The following is a 19,439-nucleotide window of genomic DNA, read 5'->3' as shown; positions in this document are numbered from 1 at the left end:
AACCTCGTTATTGTCTGGTTAGGTGCTTAAAAATCGATAAGGACGCTTTTCTGGCGCTGGCAGGCCTGGAACGCCTGACGACCCAAATCTTTGCCGATGCCGGACCCCATGAACCCTCCGGTAGGAATAATGAAATCGCCGGACCGCCCGTAGCGGTTGACCCATACCGTGCCGGAAGCGATTCCCCGTATCGCACGCATCGCACGTGGCAGGCTCAGCGTGTGCACCCCGGCGCACAGGCCATAGGTCTCATGTGCCGCCAGCGCCAGCCCTTCGTCTTCGCTGTCGAACGTCTGAATTGTCAGCACAGGCCCGAAGATTTCCTGCTGCACTGCCGGATTATCCTGTTTCACCTGCGTCAGCAGCGTAGGTTGCCAGAACCAGCCCTCGTCGGTATCCGCGAAGCGGTCACCGCCCACCAGCACGTCTGCGCCCTGGGCTTTCGCCGCCTCAATCACGGACTGCACTTTGTTGCCCTGACGCGCCTCAATCAGCGGGGCATAGCGGCTGGTCTCCTGCCAGGTCACGCCAGGCCGGACCTCACGACACAGCGCCGCCAGCCGTTCCGTCAGCGCATCGGCAATACCGCGCTGCACAATCAGGCGCGTCCCGGCAACGCAGGCCTGGCCGCCGTTGGCGGTAAAGCCACGCAGAATACGTTGTGCCAGCACCTCAATCTCGCCCGCATCATCAAACACCAGTTGGGGGCTTTTGCCGCCTAACTCCAGCGTGACGGGCTTCATGCCAAACTGGGCCGCATCACTCATAATGCGCGCGCCTGTCACAGTGGAGCCGGTAAAGGAGACTTTGCGCACCAGGGGATGCCTGACCAGGGCGCTGCCGGTCACCGCACCGCTGCCCTGCACAATATTCAGAATGCCCGCCGGTAACCCGGCCTGTACCGCCAGCTCGGCCATACGCACGGTGGACAGCGGCGTCAGCTCTGAGGGTTTTAGCACTACCGCATTGCCTGCGGCCAGCGCAGGTCCGCATTTCCATGAAGCCATGGACAGCGGGAAGTTCCACGGCGTGATCGCCCCGATAACGCCATAGGGCTCCGCAATCAACATGCCCAGGCTACTGTCGCGTGTCGGAAACAGATCGCCGCTGTATTTGTCGGCGCACTCGGCATAGAAGCGAATGGCTTCGGCAGTAAAGGGAATTTCATGTTGCACGACATCGGTAATCGGACGGGTTGAGCCAAGGGCTTCAAGCTGCGCCAGCAGGGGATCCTGTTCGATTAAGTCTGCCCAGCGGCGCAATACCCGACCACGTTCACGCGGTGCACATCCTGACCAGCCGCTGGTTTTCAATGCCTGATGTGCCGTCATGACGGCATGGTCAACATCCTCTGCCTGGGCTTCGCGCAGCGTGGCAAACACCTTGCCATCAGACGGGCGTTTAACGGCAAAAGCGTCGCCCTGTGTCTGTACATGTTTTCCGCCAATATAGTGACCAGGCGGGAGTTGCACGCTTTCCGGGTCGAAACTCAACATGAAAGAATCCTTATTTGTTACACCCATCACATGCTGGATGAATTAATTTCTGGCAATGCTTTTCGGCACGCTTTATTAGGTAATGCAGAAAGTATGCCAGCCGTTAAAAAAATAAAAATGCGTTTAAAACCGCCCAAAAAAATTTTTGTGCCGTATTCGTGAAGGATTTATTGCGGAATTGCCGAAGGGTTAAACAGATGATTTACTTCACAAAAAAGCCGCATTGCTTTGGTGCAATGCGCATGAAACTTGCACTAAAAAGGAGAATACGGATAAAACGTCGATCTGGCGCACAAAAAAAACGCCAGCATAACGTTCATGCTGGCGAGGAATATCAGAAATTAAAAGTTAAATTACAGGCTGCCCATGTGAAATGTTTTTTGCTCCAGATATTCGTCAATGCCATATCGCGACCCTTCGCGACCTATCCCGGATAATTTCACGCCGCCAAACGGCGCGACTTCCAGCGAAATGACGCCGGTATTAAAACCGACCATGCCAAACTCCAGCGCTTCCGCCACGCGCCAGGCTCGACGGATATTTTCAGTAAAGAAGTAAGCGCCGAGGCCAAAGGGTGTGTCATTTGCCATCGCCAGCGCCTGTTCTTCATCATCAAAAATAAACAGCGGAGCCACCGGTCCAAAGGTTTCTTCCTGCGCGATGCGCATCTCACTCGTGACCTGTCCCAGCACGGTGGGCTGCACCCACGTACCGGGGCCGTTGCTGATGCCACCGGTCAACAGCGTTGCGCCTTTTTGCAGTGCATCATCAATGTGCCCGTTGACCTTCTCCACCGCGGAGGTATTGATCAACGGCCCGATAGTGCTGCCAGGGGCAAAACCATCTCCGACCTTCAGGGTCGCCACCGCATCCAGCAGTCGGGCGGTAAAGCGTTCATAGATGTTACGCTGCACCAGAATACGGTTGGCACACACACAGGTTTGTCCCGCATTACGGAATTTGCTGGTCATCACGCCCGCGACGGCAATCTCGATATCCGCGTCGTCAAAGACAATAAGCGGCGCGTTGCCGCCCAGCTCCAGACTCAGGCGTTTAATGCTGTCAGCGCACTGCTTCATCAGCAGTTGGCCCACGCGCGTTGAGCCGGTGAACGAGATTTTACGCACCAGACGGCTTTCGGTCAGCGCGGCGCCGATGTCTGTCGGCATGCCGGTGAGCACCTGTAAAACGCCTGCCGGGAAACCCGCGCGCTCGGCCAGCACGGCCAGTGCCAGTGCAGACAGCGGCGTCAGGTCAGACGGTTTAACGATAATCGGGCAGCCTGCCGCCAGTGCCGGTGCGACCTTGCGGGTAATCATTGCGATGGGGAAATTCCAGGGCGTAATCGCTGCCGCGACGCCAACCGGTTGTTTCAGGACAATAATGCGCCGGTCAGTCGTTGGGGCGGGAATGGTGTCGCCATAAATCCGACGCGCTTCTTCCGCAAACCATTTCACAAAACTGGCACCGTAGAGCACTTCACCGCGCGCCTCCGCCAGCGGCTTGCCCTGTTCTGCCGTCATGATGATGGCCAGATCGTCAGCGTTATCAAGAATAAGCTGATGCCATTTTTCCAGCAGCGCCGCACGGGTGGCATTGGGGGTTGTCGCCCATGCATGGCGGACCGATTCGGCACAGGCAATTGCCGCCTCCGTTTCCTGGCGACCTAACGCCGGTACGCTAGCCAGCGTTTCGCCCGTAGCCGGATCGTTAACGGCGAGCGTTGCGCCCTGATAACCGTGTTGCCATTCACCGGCAAACAGCGCCTGCTGGCGCAGTAGTGTGTGATCTTTCAGTTGTATACGTGACATCGCATCCCCCTTTTTCAGTTCTCTTCACTTTATCGGTTGGGGGAAGCGCAGGATGTTGTTATTGGCAGCCAGAAAACGTTCGCTATGGCGAATGACGGCCGAAAAAAAATTTTATGCCGTCAGGGCGCAACGCGGAGTCAGATTTGAAAGTCGATTACGGGCTCATCATCGCCTGCCGTAGAGAGCGCCTGCGCTTTAATTTCTTCAAGCGACAGATTCGCGTTGCACAGCTCAAGGAACTGCCAGACGTAATTGCGCTGCAGTTGTCCCCGTTTCAGGCCCAGCCAGACGGTGTTGGCGTCGAACAGGTGAGTGGCATCCAGCCGGACCAGCTCTCCTCCCGGCTCCTTTTCACAGGCCTGATCGGCCAGAATACCGACGCCCAGCCCGAGTTTGACATAAGTGCGCACCACATCGGAATCCTGGGCGCTGAGCACGATATCCGGTTTTAAGCCGGCGCGCTGAAACGCGCTGTCCACCCGGGAGCGGCCGGTAATGCCCTGCCGGTAGGTAATTAACGGATGCTGACTGAGGGCATTCAGTGAGACCGGCTGCTGTTGTGCCAGTTCATGATCGCGCGGGACCAGCAGTGCATGATGCCAGCTGAACCAGGGAAACGCGGCCAGGCTGTTATTATTGGCCAGCATTTCACTGGCAATCCCGACATCCACCTCACCGGCCAGTAGCATATTCACAATTTCCTGCGGCGATCCCTGATTAAGTTCAAGCCGGACATTAGGATAAAGCTGGCGAAAGGACTTGATGACCGGCGGCAGGCTGTACCGGGCCTGCGTGTGTGTGGTGGCGATAGAGAGAATGCCGCTGGATTCGTTCGTGAAGACATCGGCCAGGCGACGCACTTTACCGGCTTCATCGAGAATGCGTTCGGCGATGGTAAGCAGCGCCTTGCCCGGCTCCGTCATACCAAGCAGGCGCTTGCCCCGGCGGACAAAAATTTCGACGCCAAGCTCATCCTCCAGATCGCGAATATGACGGCTGACGCCTGATTGCGAGGTAAACAGCGTGCTGGCGACCTCCGTGAGGTTGAACTCCTGCCGCGCGGCTTCGCGAATAATTTTAAGTTGCTGGAAATTCAAAATATTTACCTCTCTTTACGCAATCTGATCATTTGATAATAAAAACGCTTATCGATAACCTGAAATAATAAAAAAGATTTATTTATGCATTTGAAGCATATAGAAGGCGGCAGGACGCACAGAGAGGACAGCCTGGAAGAGGAGAAAAGGCAGCGGCGCGGTTTTACGCGCCCTGCTTGAGAGGGATAAACAGAACGCTGTGTTTAGCTGACCAGCGTGAGTTCGCGTTTTTCAGTCAGTGGCTTGTTGAGCAGCGACAGCAGAATATTTTTAACGGCCTGTGCGGGTGGCGATAACGGCAAGCGGTGTGAAAGATTCAGTGACAGCGGCAGGCTGATGGTCGGGCTGGTGATCCGCGCCATCCAGGCCTGGGTTGAACCAACCAGCGCTCTGGCCGCCGATTCAGGCAACACGGTCACGCCCATCCCGCTGGATATTGCGGCGGTGAGCGTCGAAAGCGATTCGATCTCGCCAATAATGCGCGCGCTCAGGCGGCGCAGTGAGAAAGCCTCATCAACCCGCTGGCGCACGGCGCTGTAATCACGCGGCAGAAACAGGCTCATCTGGGCTACCTCGGCCAGATCGACGTTGGCGCCAGGGCAGGCGGTTGCGCCGACCAGATAGAGATCTTCTTTCAGCAGGGGCACGCTGTTGATGCCCGCCGTGGGGGCGCGGTCATACAGCACCGCCATATCCAGTTGCCCGCTGATGATGTTGTCATTCAACGCACTGCTGCTGTTTTCATGCAGGTAAATCATGATATCCGGGTACTGTTCCCGTACGGTTTGCAGAAGCGGCATAGTTAACGCGGATGCCGCCGTGCCCGGTGCCAGACCGATTGACACCTGCCCCTCCACCACCTGACCGGCATTCATCACCGCAGACTGGGCCAGCTCACACTGCCGCAGAATGACGCGTGCATGGCTGTAAAGCAGTTTACCGGCTTCGGTCGGTGTGACGCCGCGTTTGGTCCGGTTCAGAAGCTGCTGTTCCAGTTCGCCTTCCAGCGTAGCAACCTGCTGGCTCAATGCAGGCTGAGCAATATGCAGCACTTCTGCTGCCTGTGTCAGGCTACCGATATCGACGATTTTCACAAAGTATTTCAGCCGTCTTAAGTTCATCTTGCCTCCGTCGCTACGTCAAGGTGTCTGGCTGGTCGCTACTTACCAGCCTGCATAAGAGGGAATTGCAAGATGCAGACCAGGTTTATTCAGTTTGCAAAATATCTTTGAAAATTTTTCTAACAGTCGGATAAAAAAGCGTTTCCTGTTACCTCTAAAGAGGTAATCCCGGACGACTGCCAGACCTGCTTTTCCCATTCATGTCGCCCTGCACCGCAATAGTGCGCAACATGACAGACCAGCGTGCAGGGATGGTTAACAGGCAATCTTCACCGAGGATGAGGATTGATGAACGGTAAATCCTCCCACCTCTCCGGGGCAGGGTTTATCCGTAAAAGGCGGGAAACGTAACAGGTTTAGCAGACCGCCGGGGCGGCGTTATTGCGGCCCGGCAGACGTGCAAAGACGCGTTATTTAAAAGGAATAACCGAAACGGGACGACGCAAACGCATGTGTGATGTAGCAAGGCGGCGGTGGCGCTTAGTCCCGGGCACAGGGTGAACGATGTGACTGGGATAAGCGCCTGCCGCCAGCGCCGCTACAGCGCCAAGGCGGCAGCGTATTCAGCGTTTGGCACGGTTGCGTCGCATATCGATGGTCACTGCGGCGACGATGATGATGCCTTTGATGATATCCTGGATGTACGCATCTACCCCGACAAACGTAAAGCCGCTTTTAATCAGTCCCAGTATCACCGCGCCTATCAGCGTGCCGGTAATGCGCCCTACGCCGCCCATCAGGCTGCTGCCGCCGATAACCGCCGCGGCAATCGCATCCAGCTCATAGCCCACGCCCATGCTCGACTGGCCGCTACTGACGCGCGCCGCCAGTACCACGCCCGCCAGGCCGGACAACGCGCCTGCGATGGTATAGACAATAATCAGGTATTTATTGACGTTGATACCGGACACTTTGGCCGAGGTCATATTACCGCCGATGGCGTACACGTATTTGCCGTAGCGGGTATGTTTCAGTGCGATGTGGAACACCAGCGCAACCACCAGGAAGATAATGACCGGCATTGCGCCCTGGCCAATCGAGGTGAACCCGTCAGAGAGAAAACTGATAGGGTTACCCTGGGTGTAATACTGTGCCAGTCCACGGGCCGACACCATCATGCCCAGCGTGGCAATAAACGGGGGAATACCGGTACGGGTAATTAATACGCCGTTAATCAGACCGCACAATAACCCTACCCCAATGCCGGCCCCAATCGGCACCACCGCGGGCATGTTCACCAGTGACGGGAACATCGGGGTCAGCGTATCTGAAGTTTGCGCCAGACTGGCGGCTACCACGGCAGTGAGCGCGATAACCGACCCGGAGGACAGATCGATACCGGTGGTAATAATGACCTGGGTCACGCCCACAGCAATGATGCCGATAATGGCAACCTGCAGGACGATAAGAATCAGACGATTGGTGTTCATCAAAAAAGACTGATCGCGCACATACCAGCCAAACATTTCGAAAATCAACGCAATGCCGACCATCACGACAAAAATGCCGGTATCTTTTGGCAGTTTCTGACGTAAATGCGCAAAAAAAGAGGGTTGATGCTGAGGAGCCTGCGTGGCCGTTGCTTTCATATTACTCATCGTGGTTTCGCGCCTCATTCGGATGCTAACGACAAAATAGTTTCCTGATCGGCCTCGTCTTTATCGAGGATGCCGGTAATGCGCCCACCATGCATCACCATGATACGGTCACTCATGCCCAGAATTTCCGGCAGCTCTGACGACACCATAATGATGGCAACTCCACGGTTGGCCAGTTCACTGATCAAACGGTAAATCTCTGCTTTCGCCCCGACGTCAATTCCACGGGTCGGCTCATCAAGAATCAGGATTTTGGGTTGAGCCAGCAGCCAGCGGGCAATCAGGACTTTCTGCTGATTCCCTCCGCTCAGGTTATTGATGATTTGGTCCATGGTGGGGGTTTTGATATTCAGACGGCGGATCTGATCCATGCAGTCCTGAGCCATTTTCACATGACTGACAAAACCGCCTTTACCGCTGTATTCAGGCATGTTGACGATGCTCATGTTCTCTAACACCGACAACACCAAAAACAACCCGGACTTCTTGCGATCTTCTGTCAGAAACGCCATTCCTTTTTCGATGGCGACCGACGGCGAATCAATAGCGACCGGCACACCATCAATCAGGATTTCGCCGCTGTCGAAAGGCACCATGCCAAACAGGCTTTCCATCACTTCACTGCGTCCGGCACCGACCAGACCCGCCACACCGAGAATTTCCCCACGGCGCACGCCAAAGCTGACGTCGGAAAAGCGGTCCTGACAACTCAGATGACGAACGGTGAGCACCTCTTCCCCAATCGCATTATTGAATTTCGGGAACAGCTGCGTCAGCTCACGTCCGACCATTTTGGTAATCAGCGACTGACGCGTGAATGCGCTGGTACTGTCGCTGCCCACCCAGTTGCCATCGCGGAACACGCTGATTTCATCCGTAATGGCGAAGATCTCATCCATTTTGTGACTGATATAAACGATGGCTTTGCCCTGCTCGCGCAGATCACGAATGATGGTAAACAGATGGGCGACCTCGGTTTCAGTCAGGGCGGAGGTGGGCTCGTCCATGATCACGATGTCCGAGTTCCAGGACACCGCTTTGGCGATCTCCACCATCTGCTGTGACGCAATACTGAGTTCGCCCACCAGCCGATCGGCTTTCAGTCTGATGTTCAGGCGGCTTAACAACTGCTGGGTTTCTTCATTCAGTCGGGCGTGATCGACAAAACCAAACTTCACCGGCTCCCGTCCCAGCCAGATATTCTCTGCGACGGTCATATGCGGCACCAGGTTGAGTTCCTGATGAATCATGGAAATACCGGAACGTAACGCATCCATGGTGTCCCTGAACTGCACTGGCTCCCCTTTAATTTTAATGGAGCCCTGATCGGGACGGTACATCCCGATCAGGCATTTCATTAAAGTGGATTTGCCCGCGCCATTTTCACCCATCAACGCATGTACCGTTCCCGGACGCACACGTAACGACACATTATCCAGTGCCTTCACGCCCGGAAATAACTTGCTGATGCCTTCGGCTTCAAGCGCAAACGCGGTCATACATCACCTCCGTTCCACAGGTTCAGGACGTTTATTTTTGGTTCATGCTGGTGTATTTGGTGTAGTTGTCTTTGGTGATCAGCTGGAACGGGATATCGACGATCTTTTGCACTTTCTCACCTTTGACGAGCTTAACCGCCGTTTGAACGGCACCTTCACCCTGTCCTTTTGCGTCCTGGAACACGCTGGCGACCATTTTGCCGTTCTTAATCATCTGCAGCGCATCGGGCGTACCATCGACACCGGCGACCAGAATATGTTTATCGTTTTTACCCAGCGCCTGAATGGCACCGATGGCCATTTCGTCGTTGTTTGACGCGATGGCGTTGATATCGTCTCCGGCGGTCATCCAGTTACTCACGACGTCCACCGCATCGTTACGGCTAAATTTCGCCGTTTGCTTTTGTACCACTTTAATATTCGGGTATTTCGCCACGACCGCTTCCACCCCTTTGGTGCGCTCGCGGGTGGATTCGTTCGCCAAATCACCCAGCAAAATAGCCACGTTACCTTTTCCGTTCATGGCTTTTGCCAGCGCTTCCATCTGCAGACGGCCCGCCAGTTCGGAGTCAGAACCCACAAACGCCATCTTGTCACCCAACTGCGCCTGGGGTTTGCGGTTGACGAACACCAGCGCCACACCCGCCTTAGATGCCTGATCGATAATCGGTTTCACCGCGTCGGTGTCCACCGGGTTAACAATAATGGCGTCGACGCCCTGACCAATAAAGTTTTGTACCTGCTGAAGTTGCTGCGCGACATCGCCTTTGGCATCTTCAATCTGGCCTTTTACGTCATCCTTTTTCATCTCATTTTGTATAGCGTTACGCACAATGGTCAGGAAGTTATCGTCAAACATCGCCATCGAAACCCCCACGGAAATATCTTTCGCCATCGCAGCGGCGGGCAACATGCAGGCTAACAGTGAAGCAACAATCGTTTTTTTGATGTTCATAGGGACCCTTCTTATTTGTTAACTTGCTAGCGACTGACCTGTTGAATGAAAAATATTTTTTACATTCATACCGCCTCGCTGGCGTTTTTAATGGAAAATTTGAGGTAAGACGACTACGTTGACGCTTTTCTGACACCCCCACCACTTTTCTTATCTTCATGATTTCAATAAACATGCGTTGAAGGCGACACGGACACATCTCAGAACATTCCATTTTGTCGCCGCAAACAGTTTATTTATTCCATAAATTACGTTTTTGAAATTTTTATCATAAAAGCACTGAAACAAGTGTTTTGATATCGTCAAATAACAAAAATTTGACATGCGTCTAACATCTACCTGGAAATGGGTTTAAAGTGAGATCCTGTTAGCAGTTTGAAAAGCAAGCGAATGCGTCAGTTCTTCGCCAATGCGCTGCTTTTACACGCACTTGAACGCAAACCGTTAAAGAGTGCTTTGACATCCCGTACTGACGCCGCTACTATTCGCCCCGTTCCAACAATTCCTCTGTAGTTCAGTCGGTAGAACGGCGGACTGTTAATCCGTATGTCACTGGTTCGAGTCCAGTCAGAGGAGCCAGATTGAGAAAAGCCCGCTCAGGGAAACCTGAGCGGGCTTTTTGTTTGGTGCGCTTTTGTGAACGCTTGCAGGACATATGTCCCGTTCGACGGCCCTAACGCGGGAGTGAGGCGTCGATGCAGAGTGAGGACGGCCAGCAAGAAGGAGAATAAGCCCTGTCACCGGCGCTGTATCTGTCTATCCGCTGCGGTGAACGGCGCTTTACCCCTGTTCAGGCTGCGTCACCGTTGCGCACTGCACAGCAAACGTGCTCGCGCTGAGCGTGCGCCAGACGGCGATGCGGATCGTCATTAAAATTCAACGATGATATTGTTCTTTGGAATGCTACAGCACGACAGAATGTAGCCCTCTTCCACATCCTCATCGGTGATGCCGCCGTTGTGGTTCATTTCGACGTCGCCGTCCAGGCATTTCACCTTACAGGTGCCGCAGATGCCCATGCCGCACGCTTTTGGAATATGCAGTCCCAGTTTGGCCGCGGCGGCGTGCACGGTTTCGCCGGGGGCGATTCTGACGCTCTTGTCGCTTTGGGTGAATGCCACGCTAAGCAGTTCTGAACTGCACAGCGCGTCGGCCATTTCAGCGGCCTCTTCGGCCTCCTGTTCGACCTGCTCCTGCACGACCTCTGGTGTAGCACCAAACGACTCTTCGTGATAGCGCGTCATGTCATAACCGACTTCCTGTAACAACGTTTTAATCGCACGCATGTACGGCGTCGGGCCACAGCAGAAAATCTCGCGGTCCTTGAAATCCGCAGCAATCATTTGCAGCATCGCCAAATTGAGGAAACCGCTGAAGCCGGACCAGCACTGGCCCGATTCGTACCGCTCACAGATGATGCTCAGTCTGAAATTGGGGATGCGCGCCGTCATGTTTTCCAGATCGCGTCGGAAAATAATGTCTTCCGGCGTTCGTGCGCTGTGCACAAACACCATGTCCACATCCGCATTGGTATCAAAATACCAGCGCGCCATCGACATCATGGGCGTAATGCCCACGCCGCCAGAGAGGTACAGCACCTTGTTGCTGGGATAGTCGATGCAGTTGAACTGCCCTACCGGACCATGTACTGCCAGATTCATGCCCTCGCGCAGTGTGGCATGTAACCAGTTCGAGACCACGCCGCCCGGCACCTGTTTTACCGAAATGGAGAAGCTGTAAGGCACGGAGGGCGAACTGGAGATGGTATAGGAGCGGAAAACCGTTTCATTCTCGATCAGCAGTTCCAGCGTGACAAACTGCCCCGGTTTGAAAAAGAACATTACCGGCTGCTCTGCCATAAAGCAGAAGGTTTTCACGTCATGGGTTTCCTGTATCACCTTCACGCAGCGCACCGCATGGCGGCCATTGGTCCAGGTTTGTGTTGTGACAGGCTCAAAAGCATTGGTATTCAGTACGGTGATATTTCGGTCTGACATACGTTTCATTCCCATCAGAAGTGGAGAGTTCAATTGCCTGTCTGACTGGCGACATCGCAACAGGCTTTTGAGCCGGTAAGCCTGATTTTCCGTTTAACCCTGTTTCAGCATTTAGTTATTCGCGACACGGAAATGCTTAAAAAAACCGTCCCGCTAAGAAATTTCGCGCGCACGTCTTTAACAGAGGGGATGGATGTCGCTGGCAGAACATTGGCGTGCGCGTAACCCGTGCAGCATGGACGTCACCCTTAGCCGTTACGCGTGTATCAACGTCTGGCCTGACGGAAAATTTGGGTGGTTGGCATCCTGTTACGCCTGGAAAGGCGCAAAACACTCTCCTTAACCGCGCGGGAAGATCACTATGAGCCATAACGATCTGCTGAATATCACCTGTACAAGCCTTGTCGATGCGAACGACCGCATACGCGATTTGCTCGAAAAGCGTCAGCCCAACTACTCGCTGCCGCAGGCGCTTTATAACGACCCGACTCTGTTTCGCATTGATATGGAGGCGATTTTTCAGAAAGAGTGGCTGTTTGCCGGAATGAGCAGTGAAATCCCGAAAAAAGGGGACTACTTCACCCTTGAGGTGGGTCAGAACCCGGTGCTGGTCTTGCGGGACGCGGAAGGTAACATTAACGCCTTTCATAATACCTGCCGTCATCGCGGCTCCCGACTCTGCTCAAAAGAGCGCGGCAAAGTGGCGAATCTGGTGTGTCCCTATCATCAGTGGACCTACGACCTGAAAGGCAATCTGTTATTTGCCGGCTCGGAAATGAATCAGGCATTTGATATGAAGCAGCACGGGCTGAAAAAGGCGCACTGCAAAACCGCCGGCGGCTTTATTTTTGTCTGTCTGGCTGATGCGCCGCCACAGTCTGACTTTGATGCCTTTCTGGCCACCCTGGACGAATACATGGCGCCCTATGACGTGGAAAACACCAAACTGGCGGCAGAATCGCACATGTACGAAAAAGCGAACTGGAAACTGGTGCTGGAGAATAATCGCGAGTGCTATCACTGCGCCGGAAGTCATCCTGAACTGCTGAACAGCCTGCTGGAGTGGGACGATACCAACGATCCGCGCGCGCCGCAGAGCTTCCACGATTACTACAATAAACAGGCCGCACGCTGGGACGAACAGGGAATTCCCCATCGCCACCAGAGCTTTGGCCTGCGTAACCGCATCGTGCGGATGCCGCTGAAAGAGGGCACGAAGGCGATGACCATAGATGGTCGCGAAGGCTGCACCAGACTCATGGGGCGCTTTTTGAGTCACGATCAGGGTTCCATGCGCATCCTGCACCTGCCGAACTCCTGGAACCACATGCAGAGCGATCACTTTATTGTGTTCCGCGTGTTGCCCCTCTCGGCGCAGGAAACGATGGTCACCACCAAATGGTTTGTGCATAAAGACGCGGTGGCGGGTGAAGATTTTGATCCCGAGAAACTGCGTGCCGTCTGGGATGCGACCAATGAGCAGGATCGCGTTCTGGGGGAAGAAAACCAGCGTGGGATTAACTCTGTCGGCTATCAACCGGGCCCTTATTCGGAAACCTATGAGTTCGGCGTGATTAACTTTATCGACTGGTACAGCGAAACCATCCTCAAAAACGTGAAAGGCTGATGATATTCCTGCCTGGCGAGGATCAAGCCAGGCAGGATCAGCGTTGCCCTAGCGAATCACTCCCTCCTCCAGCAGCAGATCAAAGACCGCCTGCGCCATTTCCTCTACCGGTTTATTTTGCAAAACCTTTCCGCCGTCGCTCTGTGATTTGGCGGTTGCCGCTTTAAAGCGGTCAGCAGCCGTTTTGGCTTTGATCTTTTTGAGACGCTTCGGCCGTTTGACCGCCGGGGCAATCTGCCATTCCGCTCTTGCCGCATCCCGCACCTCAATGCCCGGCTGCGCCATAATCGTCGCCCGGCTTGCCGGACCAAAGGCGACCTGACGCGGTGCGCAGGCGGCCATGTCGACGCTGGCGATAAACGGCAGCGCAATGCGTAGCAACCGGCGCTGTCCCCGCGGCAGTGCCTGTAATACTTCGGCATCGGTGCCGTTCAGGCTGACGATTTCCGCCACGCCGACCACCACCGGCATCGCCAGCGCTTCCGCCAGCAGAAAAGGCAGCATACCGGACGACTCACCCCGCTCCGACCGGCCGCCGGTCAGGATCACGTCCGGCTGATCCTGACTAAGGTAATGGCTCAATACCGCCACCGCGTCGCCCTGTTCGTCCATGGCGAGCACGCGCAGCGCCTCCACGCCCATCCCGGCATAGCTGCGCAGCGCCGCATCATGCGGATCGCCCGCATGCAGGACTTCCAGGGTGTCCTGCGCCAGCGTCAGCCCAAGCTCTACCGCGCGGGCGTCCTGTTCTGCCCGACGGGCGCGTCCGGATTCCGGATGCCTGCCCACCGACACCAGCGCGGTGATACGGCAGCCGCTGTGTTGCACATTATGCTGCATGATGTAACTCCTCTTTGCGCCAGTCACGCACCCGCCGTGCCAGCGCTGCCAGAACCTCATCACTGTCGGCAATCACGCTGAGCGAGGCGCGGCTGACCATATCACAGCCGGGGTCGGTATTAATGGCAATCACCCGGTCACACTGCGCAATGCCCTGTAAATGCTGTACCGCGCCGGAGATGCCCACCGCCACATAAACCCGTGCCGTTACCCAGGTGCCGGTGGCCCCTACCTGACGGAAACGCGGCATATGACCGCTGTCCACCACGACACGGCTTGCGCCTTCGGTGGCCCCGAGAAGCGCGGCCGTGGCATGAAACTGTTCCCAGTTGCCGATGCCATTACCTGCCGACAGAATGAATTCCGCTTCGCCCAGCGGCACCGCAGCCGGATCGACCGGTATCAGGCCGCAGTCCTCAATACGTTTTGTCCGGATACTCAATGGCCCGATGCTGACCGGCAAGACCTCATGCCGGGTGTCGTCGATCGGTTCGGCGCACTCCTCCGCCAGCAACATCACGCGCGCAAGCGGTCGGGTAATGTCCGCGCTGCCGCCTGCGGCACGGCTGGTGCAGGTTTCCCCGGTTACGCGCCAGACCTGGGTTGCGGGCCGTTCGCCCGTGCGGGCGGCAAACCGGCAGCCAAGTTCGAAGCCGCCCGCGACGCTGTCCGGGAACAGCCAGAAACGCGGTGCCCACTCTTTTTCAACCGCCATCAGTGCATGAATGCGCTGCTCCGGGCGGTAGCCGGTGTAGTGCTCGCCGCTGAGATGCAGCAGGCGATCCACACCGGCCGTCGCAAAGTCCCCTTCACGATGCTCGCCAAACACCACGGCCATCACCACGCCAGCGCCACCAGCATGCTGGATCAGCTGATGAGCCTGGCCCAGAATATCGCGATCGTGGCGGGTAAGGCGTCCGCCGGACATGTCGAGCACCACGGCCACGCAGTAATCGGGCTGCTCCACACGATACAGCGGCCGTTCGACCGGATGATCAGCCCCGGCCAGACGCCGGCTGGCGAGCTGCACGCAGGCATTACCGTTCTCGCGGTCAATGCGCCTGAGGCCAGTCGGGCCGGTAAAGCCCACGACGTGTGGGTTTTTGCGCAGCAACCCTGACGGGCCGCGGCTCTCCGGCGGCTGACACCGCTCCGCATGGTCGGGATGCAGGCGGTTGCGGCTGATCCACTCAAGGCGCGGATCGCGACGTATGATCGTTTCCATCAGATAACCTCCACAGCAATTTGGCGGTCGCGGATTTTCGCGGGCAGCGGTTTTTTGGGTTCGCTCAGCGCCTCAGCCACCAGTTCGGCGATGTCTTTTACCGCCGGACGTGGCCCGACAACGCCTTCCAGCATCGCGGTACACTGCTGGCAACCGACAGCGATGAGTTCCGCCCCGGTCTCTCTGGCATCCTCCATGCGCATATCGGCGATACGGCGTTCACCAGGAATATCCGTCACCGGCGCACCGCCTCCGCCACCGCAGCAGCGGGAACGAAAGCCGGATCGGGTCATTTCAGACAGCGTGATCCCCAGCTCCGCCAGCACTTCGCGCGGAGCGGCATATTCACCGTTATAGCGGCCGAGATAACAGGGATCGTGCCAGGTCACCTTGCCGCCCTTGTAATCCTTCAGGTCCAGGAGCTGTGCCTTAACCAGTTCGTTGATGAATGTCGTGTGGTGCAGCACCTCGTAGTCGGGCTGCGTGCCAGCCGGATAGTGTTCAGGATATTCATTCTTCAGACAGTGAAAGGCATGCGGATCGGTGGTGACGATGCGGTTAAAACGATACTGTTGCAGCGTCGCAATGTTGCTTTTCGCCAGGTGCTGGAATGTAGCGTCATCGCCCAGCCGCCGCGCCACATCGCCGCTGTCCCGTTCTTCATCGCCCAGCACCGCAAAACGCACATTGGCGGCCTTAAGAATATTGACGAAGGCGCGCAGGATACGCTGACTGCGCATATCAAACGCGCCGTCCGATACCCAGAACAGCACGTCGGTCTGTTTCACGTCGCGCATCAGCGGCAGGTTCTGGTCAGCCGCCCAGTGCGTACGGCTGCGCGGATTAAAGCCGTTCGGGTTGTCAGTGAGACTGAGGTTTTCCAGCACTGCCGCGCCCTTGCCTGGTGTTTGCCCCTTTTCCAGCGTCATAAAACGGCGCATATCGACAATGGCATCAACGTGCTCGATCATCATCGGGCACTCCTCAACGCAGGCGCGGCAGGTCGTGCAGGACCATAACGTCTCTTCTTTAATCAGCCCCCCGACGATCGGTTGATGCGGCTGGCCGCAGGCCTCACCGACGGGTACACCGGGATAAGGGCTGCCCGCAAAACGGGCATCGTTGCCGCCTGCCATGCCGATCACCATGTCCTGAATCAGCTTTTTTGGGTTTAGCGGCTGACCCGCCGCAAATGCCGGGCACATTGCTTCGCACTTACCGCACTGGACGCAGGCGTCAAATCCGAGCAGTTGATTCCATTTAAAATCCGCCGGTTTTTCGACGCCCAGCGTCGGCGCATTGAGATCGACGCTTTTGAGTCCGGTTGAACGTCCGCCGCCAAAGCGTTCCGGCCGGCGATGAAAAGCCAGATGCAGTGCGCCCGCAAAGGCATGTTTCATCGGTCCGCCCCAGGCCATGCCAAACACCATCTCACCCAGTCCCCAGATGATGCCCGCCAGCAGAAGCAGCGCCAGCGCCCAGCGTCCGGCCTCGCCAAACCGATCCGAGATCGGCAATGTGGTGATAAAGAAGGTGAACGCAAACACCAGCAGACTTTTCGGCAGCCGCATCCAGGGGCCACGCGAAAGCCGGGCGGGCGGATTGCGGCGGCGATACCAGACAAACAGCGCGCCTGTAAACATGACAACCAGCGCGGCCGCCAGTACGCCATTGACCAGTACGCTGCTGATGCGAAAGAGGTGAACCGCCAGAATCAGTAACATTGACAGGACAAAGCCACCTGCGGTCGCCACATGGGTGCGCGACATGTATTTATCGCGTGCCACGACATGATGCAGATCGACCAGATAGCGCCGTGGCATGGCCAGCAAACCGCTCAGCAGGGCCACCTTTTCAGGCTGCCCGCGCCGCCAGAGCAGCATGCGCCTGACCATACCGATGAGGGCGAGTATCACTGCGCCAAGCAGTAACCAGGGAAGTAACCGATCGAGTACCATGATGTGCCCTTACCAGACAATTTCTGCGATGTGCAGCGCGCGGGCTGCACGTCAACGACGGCGAATTACAGGTCCTTACACAGACGCAGTGCATCGTAAATCGCGGCGTGGGCATTGCGTTGCGACACGCAGTCGCCCAGGCGCCAGAGGATCATGCCGCTGCCCGGCTGCGACAACACCGGCTGCGGTTTGATGTCAAACAGCGCCTCTACATCAATCTGCCCGTTGTTGCGCGATTCGGCTTTCAGCGCGTAGTACAGCGCCTCATCAGGACGCGTGCCGTTCTCGACCACGATCTGATCGACCACCCGCTCCTCTTTCTGGCCGGTATACTCATTTTCCAGCACCGCCACCAGCTTCTCGCCTTCGCGATACACTTTCTCCAGCGCCAGATCAGCGGTCATCACGACCGCTTTTTCATACAGGCTGCGATAGTAGGTTGGGAACGTCGTGCCGCCGATGCCAATGCCGGGTTTGATGTCGCCAGTGACCAGTTCGACTAACGCGCCGCGTGCCGCCAGGAAGTCGGCGGCGGACATGCCAGAGAATTCACAGATGGCGTCGTACACCAGTACGTTTTTGCCCGGCTCCACCACGCCGTTGAGAATGTCCCAGCTGGAGACCACCCTTCCGTCGGCTGCGCCCCATTCCGGATTTTGTTCAAGGAAAGGTTGTCCACCCGTAGCGAGGATGCAGACATCCGGATTCAGGTCCCGGATCATCGCCGTATCCGCTGTTGTATCAGTCATAACGTTAACTTTAAGGCGCGCCAGCTCCATCGCTAGCCAGCGCGTAATCCCCGCCATCTGGTCGCGCTGCGGCGCTTTGGCGGCAATGGTGATCTGCCCGCCCAGTTCACTGGCGCGCTCGATCAGCGTCACCTTATGACCGCGCTCGGCTGCCACGCGTGCGGCTTCCAGTCCGCCAGGCCCGCCGCCGATGACCACGACGTTGCGCACAGGGCCGTCGGTTTTGGTAATGATATGCGGCAGCCCCATGTACTCGCGCGAGGTGGCCGCGTTCTGAATACACAGCACATCCAGCCCCATATACTGACGGTCGATACAGTAGTTCGCCCCGACGCACTGACGAATCTGGTCTACCTGATTCATTTTGATTTTGGCGATAAGGTGCGGATCGGCGATGTGGGCGCGCGTCATGCCGACAAAGTCCACATAGCCCGCGGCGAGAATGCGCTGTGCCTGATTGGGATCTTTAATATTCTGCGCATGGATCACCGGCACCGAGACCACTTCTTTAATGCCTGCCGCCAGGTGCAGGAACGGCTCGGGCGGATAACTCATGTTGGGGATCACGTTAGCCAGCGTGTTGTGGGTGTCACAGCCGGAACCGACCACACCGAAATAATCGACCAGGCCGATTTTATCGTAGTACGCGGCAATCTGGCGCATGTCCTCATGGCTGAGGCCGTCCGGATGGAACTCATCGCCGGTGATGCGCATGCCCACCACAAAGTCCGGCCCCACCGCGTCACGCACGGCAGTCAGGACTTCAAGGCCAAAACGCATCCGTTTTTCAAAGCTGCCACCCCATTCATCCGTGCGCTTATTGACGCGCGGCGACCAGAACTGGTCGATCATATGCTGATGCACGGCCGATAACTCGACACCATCCAGGCCGCCCGCTTTCGCCCGCACCGCCGCTTTGGCGAAATCGCCAATGACGCGCCAGATCTCCTCTTCCTCGATCGTTTTACAGGTGGCGCGGTGCACCGGTTCACGAATACCGGACGGCGACATCAGATTCGGCCAGTTTTCCCCATCCCAGCGTGAACGGCGACCCATATGGCTAATCTGAATCATGATTTTGCCGCCGTGCTGATGCACGGCATCGGCCAGATTCTGAAAGTGCGGAATGATACGATCAGTGCTCAGGTTGACCGAGCTCCACCAGCTCTGCGGACTGTCGATGGACACGACGCTTGAGCCGCCGCAGATACAGAGGCCACATCCTCCCTTCGCTTTCTCTTCATAGTATTTCACGTAGCGATCGGTGGTCATTCCGCCATCCGTGGCGTACACCTCGGCATGGGCCGTGCTGACAATGCGGTTGCGGATAGTCAGTTTATTTATCTTCAATGGCTCAAACAGCAGATCAAACTGTGACATAGCTTCACCTTCACGTAATTCTGATAGCCCGCCGCCAGCCAGCGGTTCCTTCAGGTCATGCGTCTTACGCAGCAGGCTGCGGCGCG

Annotated in this window: 13 protein-coding genes and 1 tRNA gene; 2 read left to right on the top strand and 12 right to left on the bottom strand. The window is 56.4% G+C overall.

The window, feature by feature from the left end; all coding sequences use genetic code 11:
• Window positions 1-26: 26 nt before the first annotated feature.
• From GC087_RS09445 to GC087_RS09415, 7 genes are all read right to left on the bottom strand, one after another.
• Entirely contained in the window at window positions 27-1,496 is a 1,470-nt protein-coding gene (locus tag GC087_RS09445; protein ID WP_324030405.1) for an aldehyde dehydrogenase family protein, read from the bottom strand.
• 353 nt (window positions 1,497-1,849) lie between these two features.
• The gene (locus GC087_RS09440) at window positions 1,850-3,307 is read right to left on the bottom strand and encodes an NAD-dependent succinate-semialdehyde dehydrogenase (protein WP_324030403.1); all 1,458 of its coding nucleotides are present in this window, start codon (window positions 3,305-3,307) and stop codon (window positions 1,850-1,852) included.
• Between the two features lie 137 nt (window positions 3,308-3,444).
• Window positions 3,445-4,404, bottom strand: coding sequence for an HTH-type transcriptional regulator Cbl (cbl, locus tag GC087_RS09435; RefSeq protein ID WP_033740363.1), 960 nt, complete (start codon window positions 4,402-4,404; stop codon window positions 3,445-3,447).
• A gap of 203 nt (window positions 4,405-4,607) precedes the next feature.
• The gene (gene nac, locus GC087_RS09430; RefSeq protein ID WP_006119661.1) at window positions 4,608-5,525 is read right to left on the bottom strand and encodes a nitrogen assimilation transcriptional regulator NAC; all 918 of its coding nucleotides are present in this window, start codon (window positions 5,523-5,525) and stop codon (window positions 4,608-4,610) included.
• A 563-nt stretch (window positions 5,526-6,088) separates the two neighbouring features.
• On the bottom strand, window positions 6,089-7,114 hold the full coding sequence (locus GC087_RS09425; RefSeq protein WP_369974382.1) for an ABC transporter permease: 1,026 nt from the start codon (window positions 7,112-7,114) through the stop codon (window positions 6,089-6,091).
• 23 nt (window positions 7,115-7,137) lie between these two features.
• Window positions 7,138-8,622, bottom strand: a complete 1,485-nt coding sequence (locus GC087_RS09420; protein ID WP_324030402.1) for a sugar ABC transporter ATP-binding protein — start codon at window positions 8,620-8,622, stop codon at window positions 7,138-7,140.
• A gap of 31 nt (window positions 8,623-8,653) precedes the next feature.
• Window positions 8,654-9,577, bottom strand: a complete 924-nt coding sequence (locus GC087_RS09415; protein ID WP_033740368.1) for a sugar ABC transporter substrate-binding protein — start codon at window positions 9,575-9,577, stop codon at window positions 8,654-8,656.
• A 503-nt stretch (window positions 9,578-10,080) separates the two neighbouring features.
• Here GC087_RS09415 and GC087_RS09410 point away from each other — a divergent pair.
• Window positions 10,081-10,156: transfer RNA gene (locus tag GC087_RS09410), tRNA-Asn, on the top strand.
• Window positions 10,157-10,446: 290 nt separating this feature from the next.
• Here GC087_RS09410 and GC087_RS09405 read toward each other — a convergent pair.
• Window positions 10,447-11,574, bottom strand: coding sequence for a glycine betaine monooxygenase reductase subunit (locus GC087_RS09405; RefSeq protein WP_110268332.1), 1,128 nt, complete (start codon window positions 11,572-11,574; stop codon window positions 10,447-10,449).
• A gap of 361 nt (window positions 11,575-11,935) precedes the next feature.
• Between GC087_RS09405 and GC087_RS09400 the strand changes: the two genes are divergently transcribed.
• On the top strand, window positions 11,936-13,201 hold the full coding sequence (locus GC087_RS09400; protein WP_054633523.1) for a glycine betaine monooxygenase oxygenase subunit: 1,266 nt from the start codon (window positions 11,936-11,938) through the stop codon (window positions 13,199-13,201).
• 48 nt (window positions 13,202-13,249) lie between these two features.
• Here the strand turns inward: GC087_RS09400 and GC087_RS09395 are convergent, their stop codons facing one another.
• The 4 genes from GC087_RS09395 to dgcA all read right to left on the bottom strand — a co-directional run bounded on the left by GC087_RS09395 (window position 13,250) and on the right by dgcA (window position 19,353).
• Window positions 13,250-14,041 (bottom strand): electron transfer flavoprotein subunit beta, encoded by a 792-nt coding sequence (locus tag GC087_RS09395; RefSeq protein WP_033740372.1) that lies wholly within the window; start codon window positions 14,039-14,041, stop codon window positions 13,250-13,252.
• Window positions 14,031-15,266, bottom strand: coding sequence for an electron transfer flavoprotein subunit alpha (locus GC087_RS09390; RefSeq protein ID WP_324030400.1), 1,236 nt, complete (start codon window positions 15,264-15,266; stop codon window positions 14,031-14,033). Before GC087_RS09390 ends, GC087_RS09395 begins: the two co-directional genes overlap by 11 nt.
• Window positions 15,266-17,224, bottom strand: coding sequence for a (Fe-S)-binding protein (locus GC087_RS09385; protein WP_324030399.1), 1,959 nt, complete (start codon window positions 17,222-17,224; stop codon window positions 15,266-15,268). The genes GC087_RS09390 and GC087_RS09385 overlap by 1 nt, the downstream gene beginning before the upstream one ends.
• Window positions 17,225-17,289: 65 nt before the next feature.
• The gene (gene dgcA, locus GC087_RS09380; RefSeq protein ID WP_324030397.1) at window positions 17,290-19,353 is read right to left on the bottom strand and encodes a dimethylglycine demethylation protein DgcA; all 2,064 of its coding nucleotides are present in this window, start codon (window positions 19,351-19,353) and stop codon (window positions 17,290-17,292) included.
• Between the last annotated feature and the right edge of the window lie 86 nt (window positions 19,354-19,439).

Origin of the sequence: Pantoea sp. JZ2 (assembly GCF_035191405.1) — a bacterium.
Taxonomy (GTDB): domain Bacteria; phylum Pseudomonadota; class Gammaproteobacteria; order Enterobacterales; family Enterobacteriaceae; genus Pantoea; species Pantoea stewartii.
This window is presented reverse-complemented; position numbering and strand designations above follow the sequence as displayed.

Coding starts and splice junctions, on each gene's coding strand:
- GC087_RS09445 (WP_324030405.1), bottom strand. CDS start 1,496: ATGTTGAGTTTCGACCCGGAAAGCGTGCAACTCCCGCCTGGTCACTAT.
- dgcA (WP_324030397.1), bottom strand. CDS start 19,353: ATGTCACAGTTTGATCTGCTGTTTGAGCCATTGAAGATAAATAAACTG.
- GC087_RS09440 (WP_324030403.1), bottom strand. CDS start 3,307: ATGTCACGTATACAACTGAAAGATCACACACTACTGCGCCAGCAGGCG.
- GC087_RS09415 (WP_033740368.1), bottom strand. CDS start 9,577: ATGAACATCAAAAAAACGATTGTTGCTTCACTGTTAGCCTGCATGTTG.
- GC087_RS09420 (WP_324030402.1), bottom strand. CDS start 8,622: ATGACCGCGTTTGCGCTTGAAGCCGAAGGCATCAGCAAGTTATTTCCG.
- GC087_RS09385 (WP_324030399.1), bottom strand. CDS start 17,224: ATGGTACTCGATCGGTTACTTCCCTGGTTACTGCTTGGCGCAGTGATA.
- GC087_RS09395 (WP_033740372.1), bottom strand. CDS start 14,041: ATGCAGCATAATGTGCAACACAGCGGCTGCCGTATCACCGCGCTGGTG.
- GC087_RS09400 (WP_054633523.1), top strand. CDS start 11,936: ATGAGCCATAACGATCTGCTGAATATCACCTGTACAAGCCTTGTCGAT.
- GC087_RS09405 (WP_110268332.1), bottom strand. CDS start 11,574: ATGTCAGACCGAAATATCACCGTACTGAATACCAATGCTTTTGAGCCT.
- nac (WP_006119661.1), bottom strand. CDS start 5,525: ATGAACTTAAGACGGCTGAAATACTTTGTGAAAATCGTCGATATCGGT.
- GC087_RS09425 (WP_369974382.1), bottom strand. CDS start 7,114: ATGAAAGCAACGGCCACGCAGGCTCCTCAGCATCAACCCTCTTTTTTT.
- GC087_RS09390 (WP_324030400.1), bottom strand. CDS start 15,266: ATGGAAACGATCATACGTCGCGATCCGCGCCTTGAGTGGATCAGCCGC.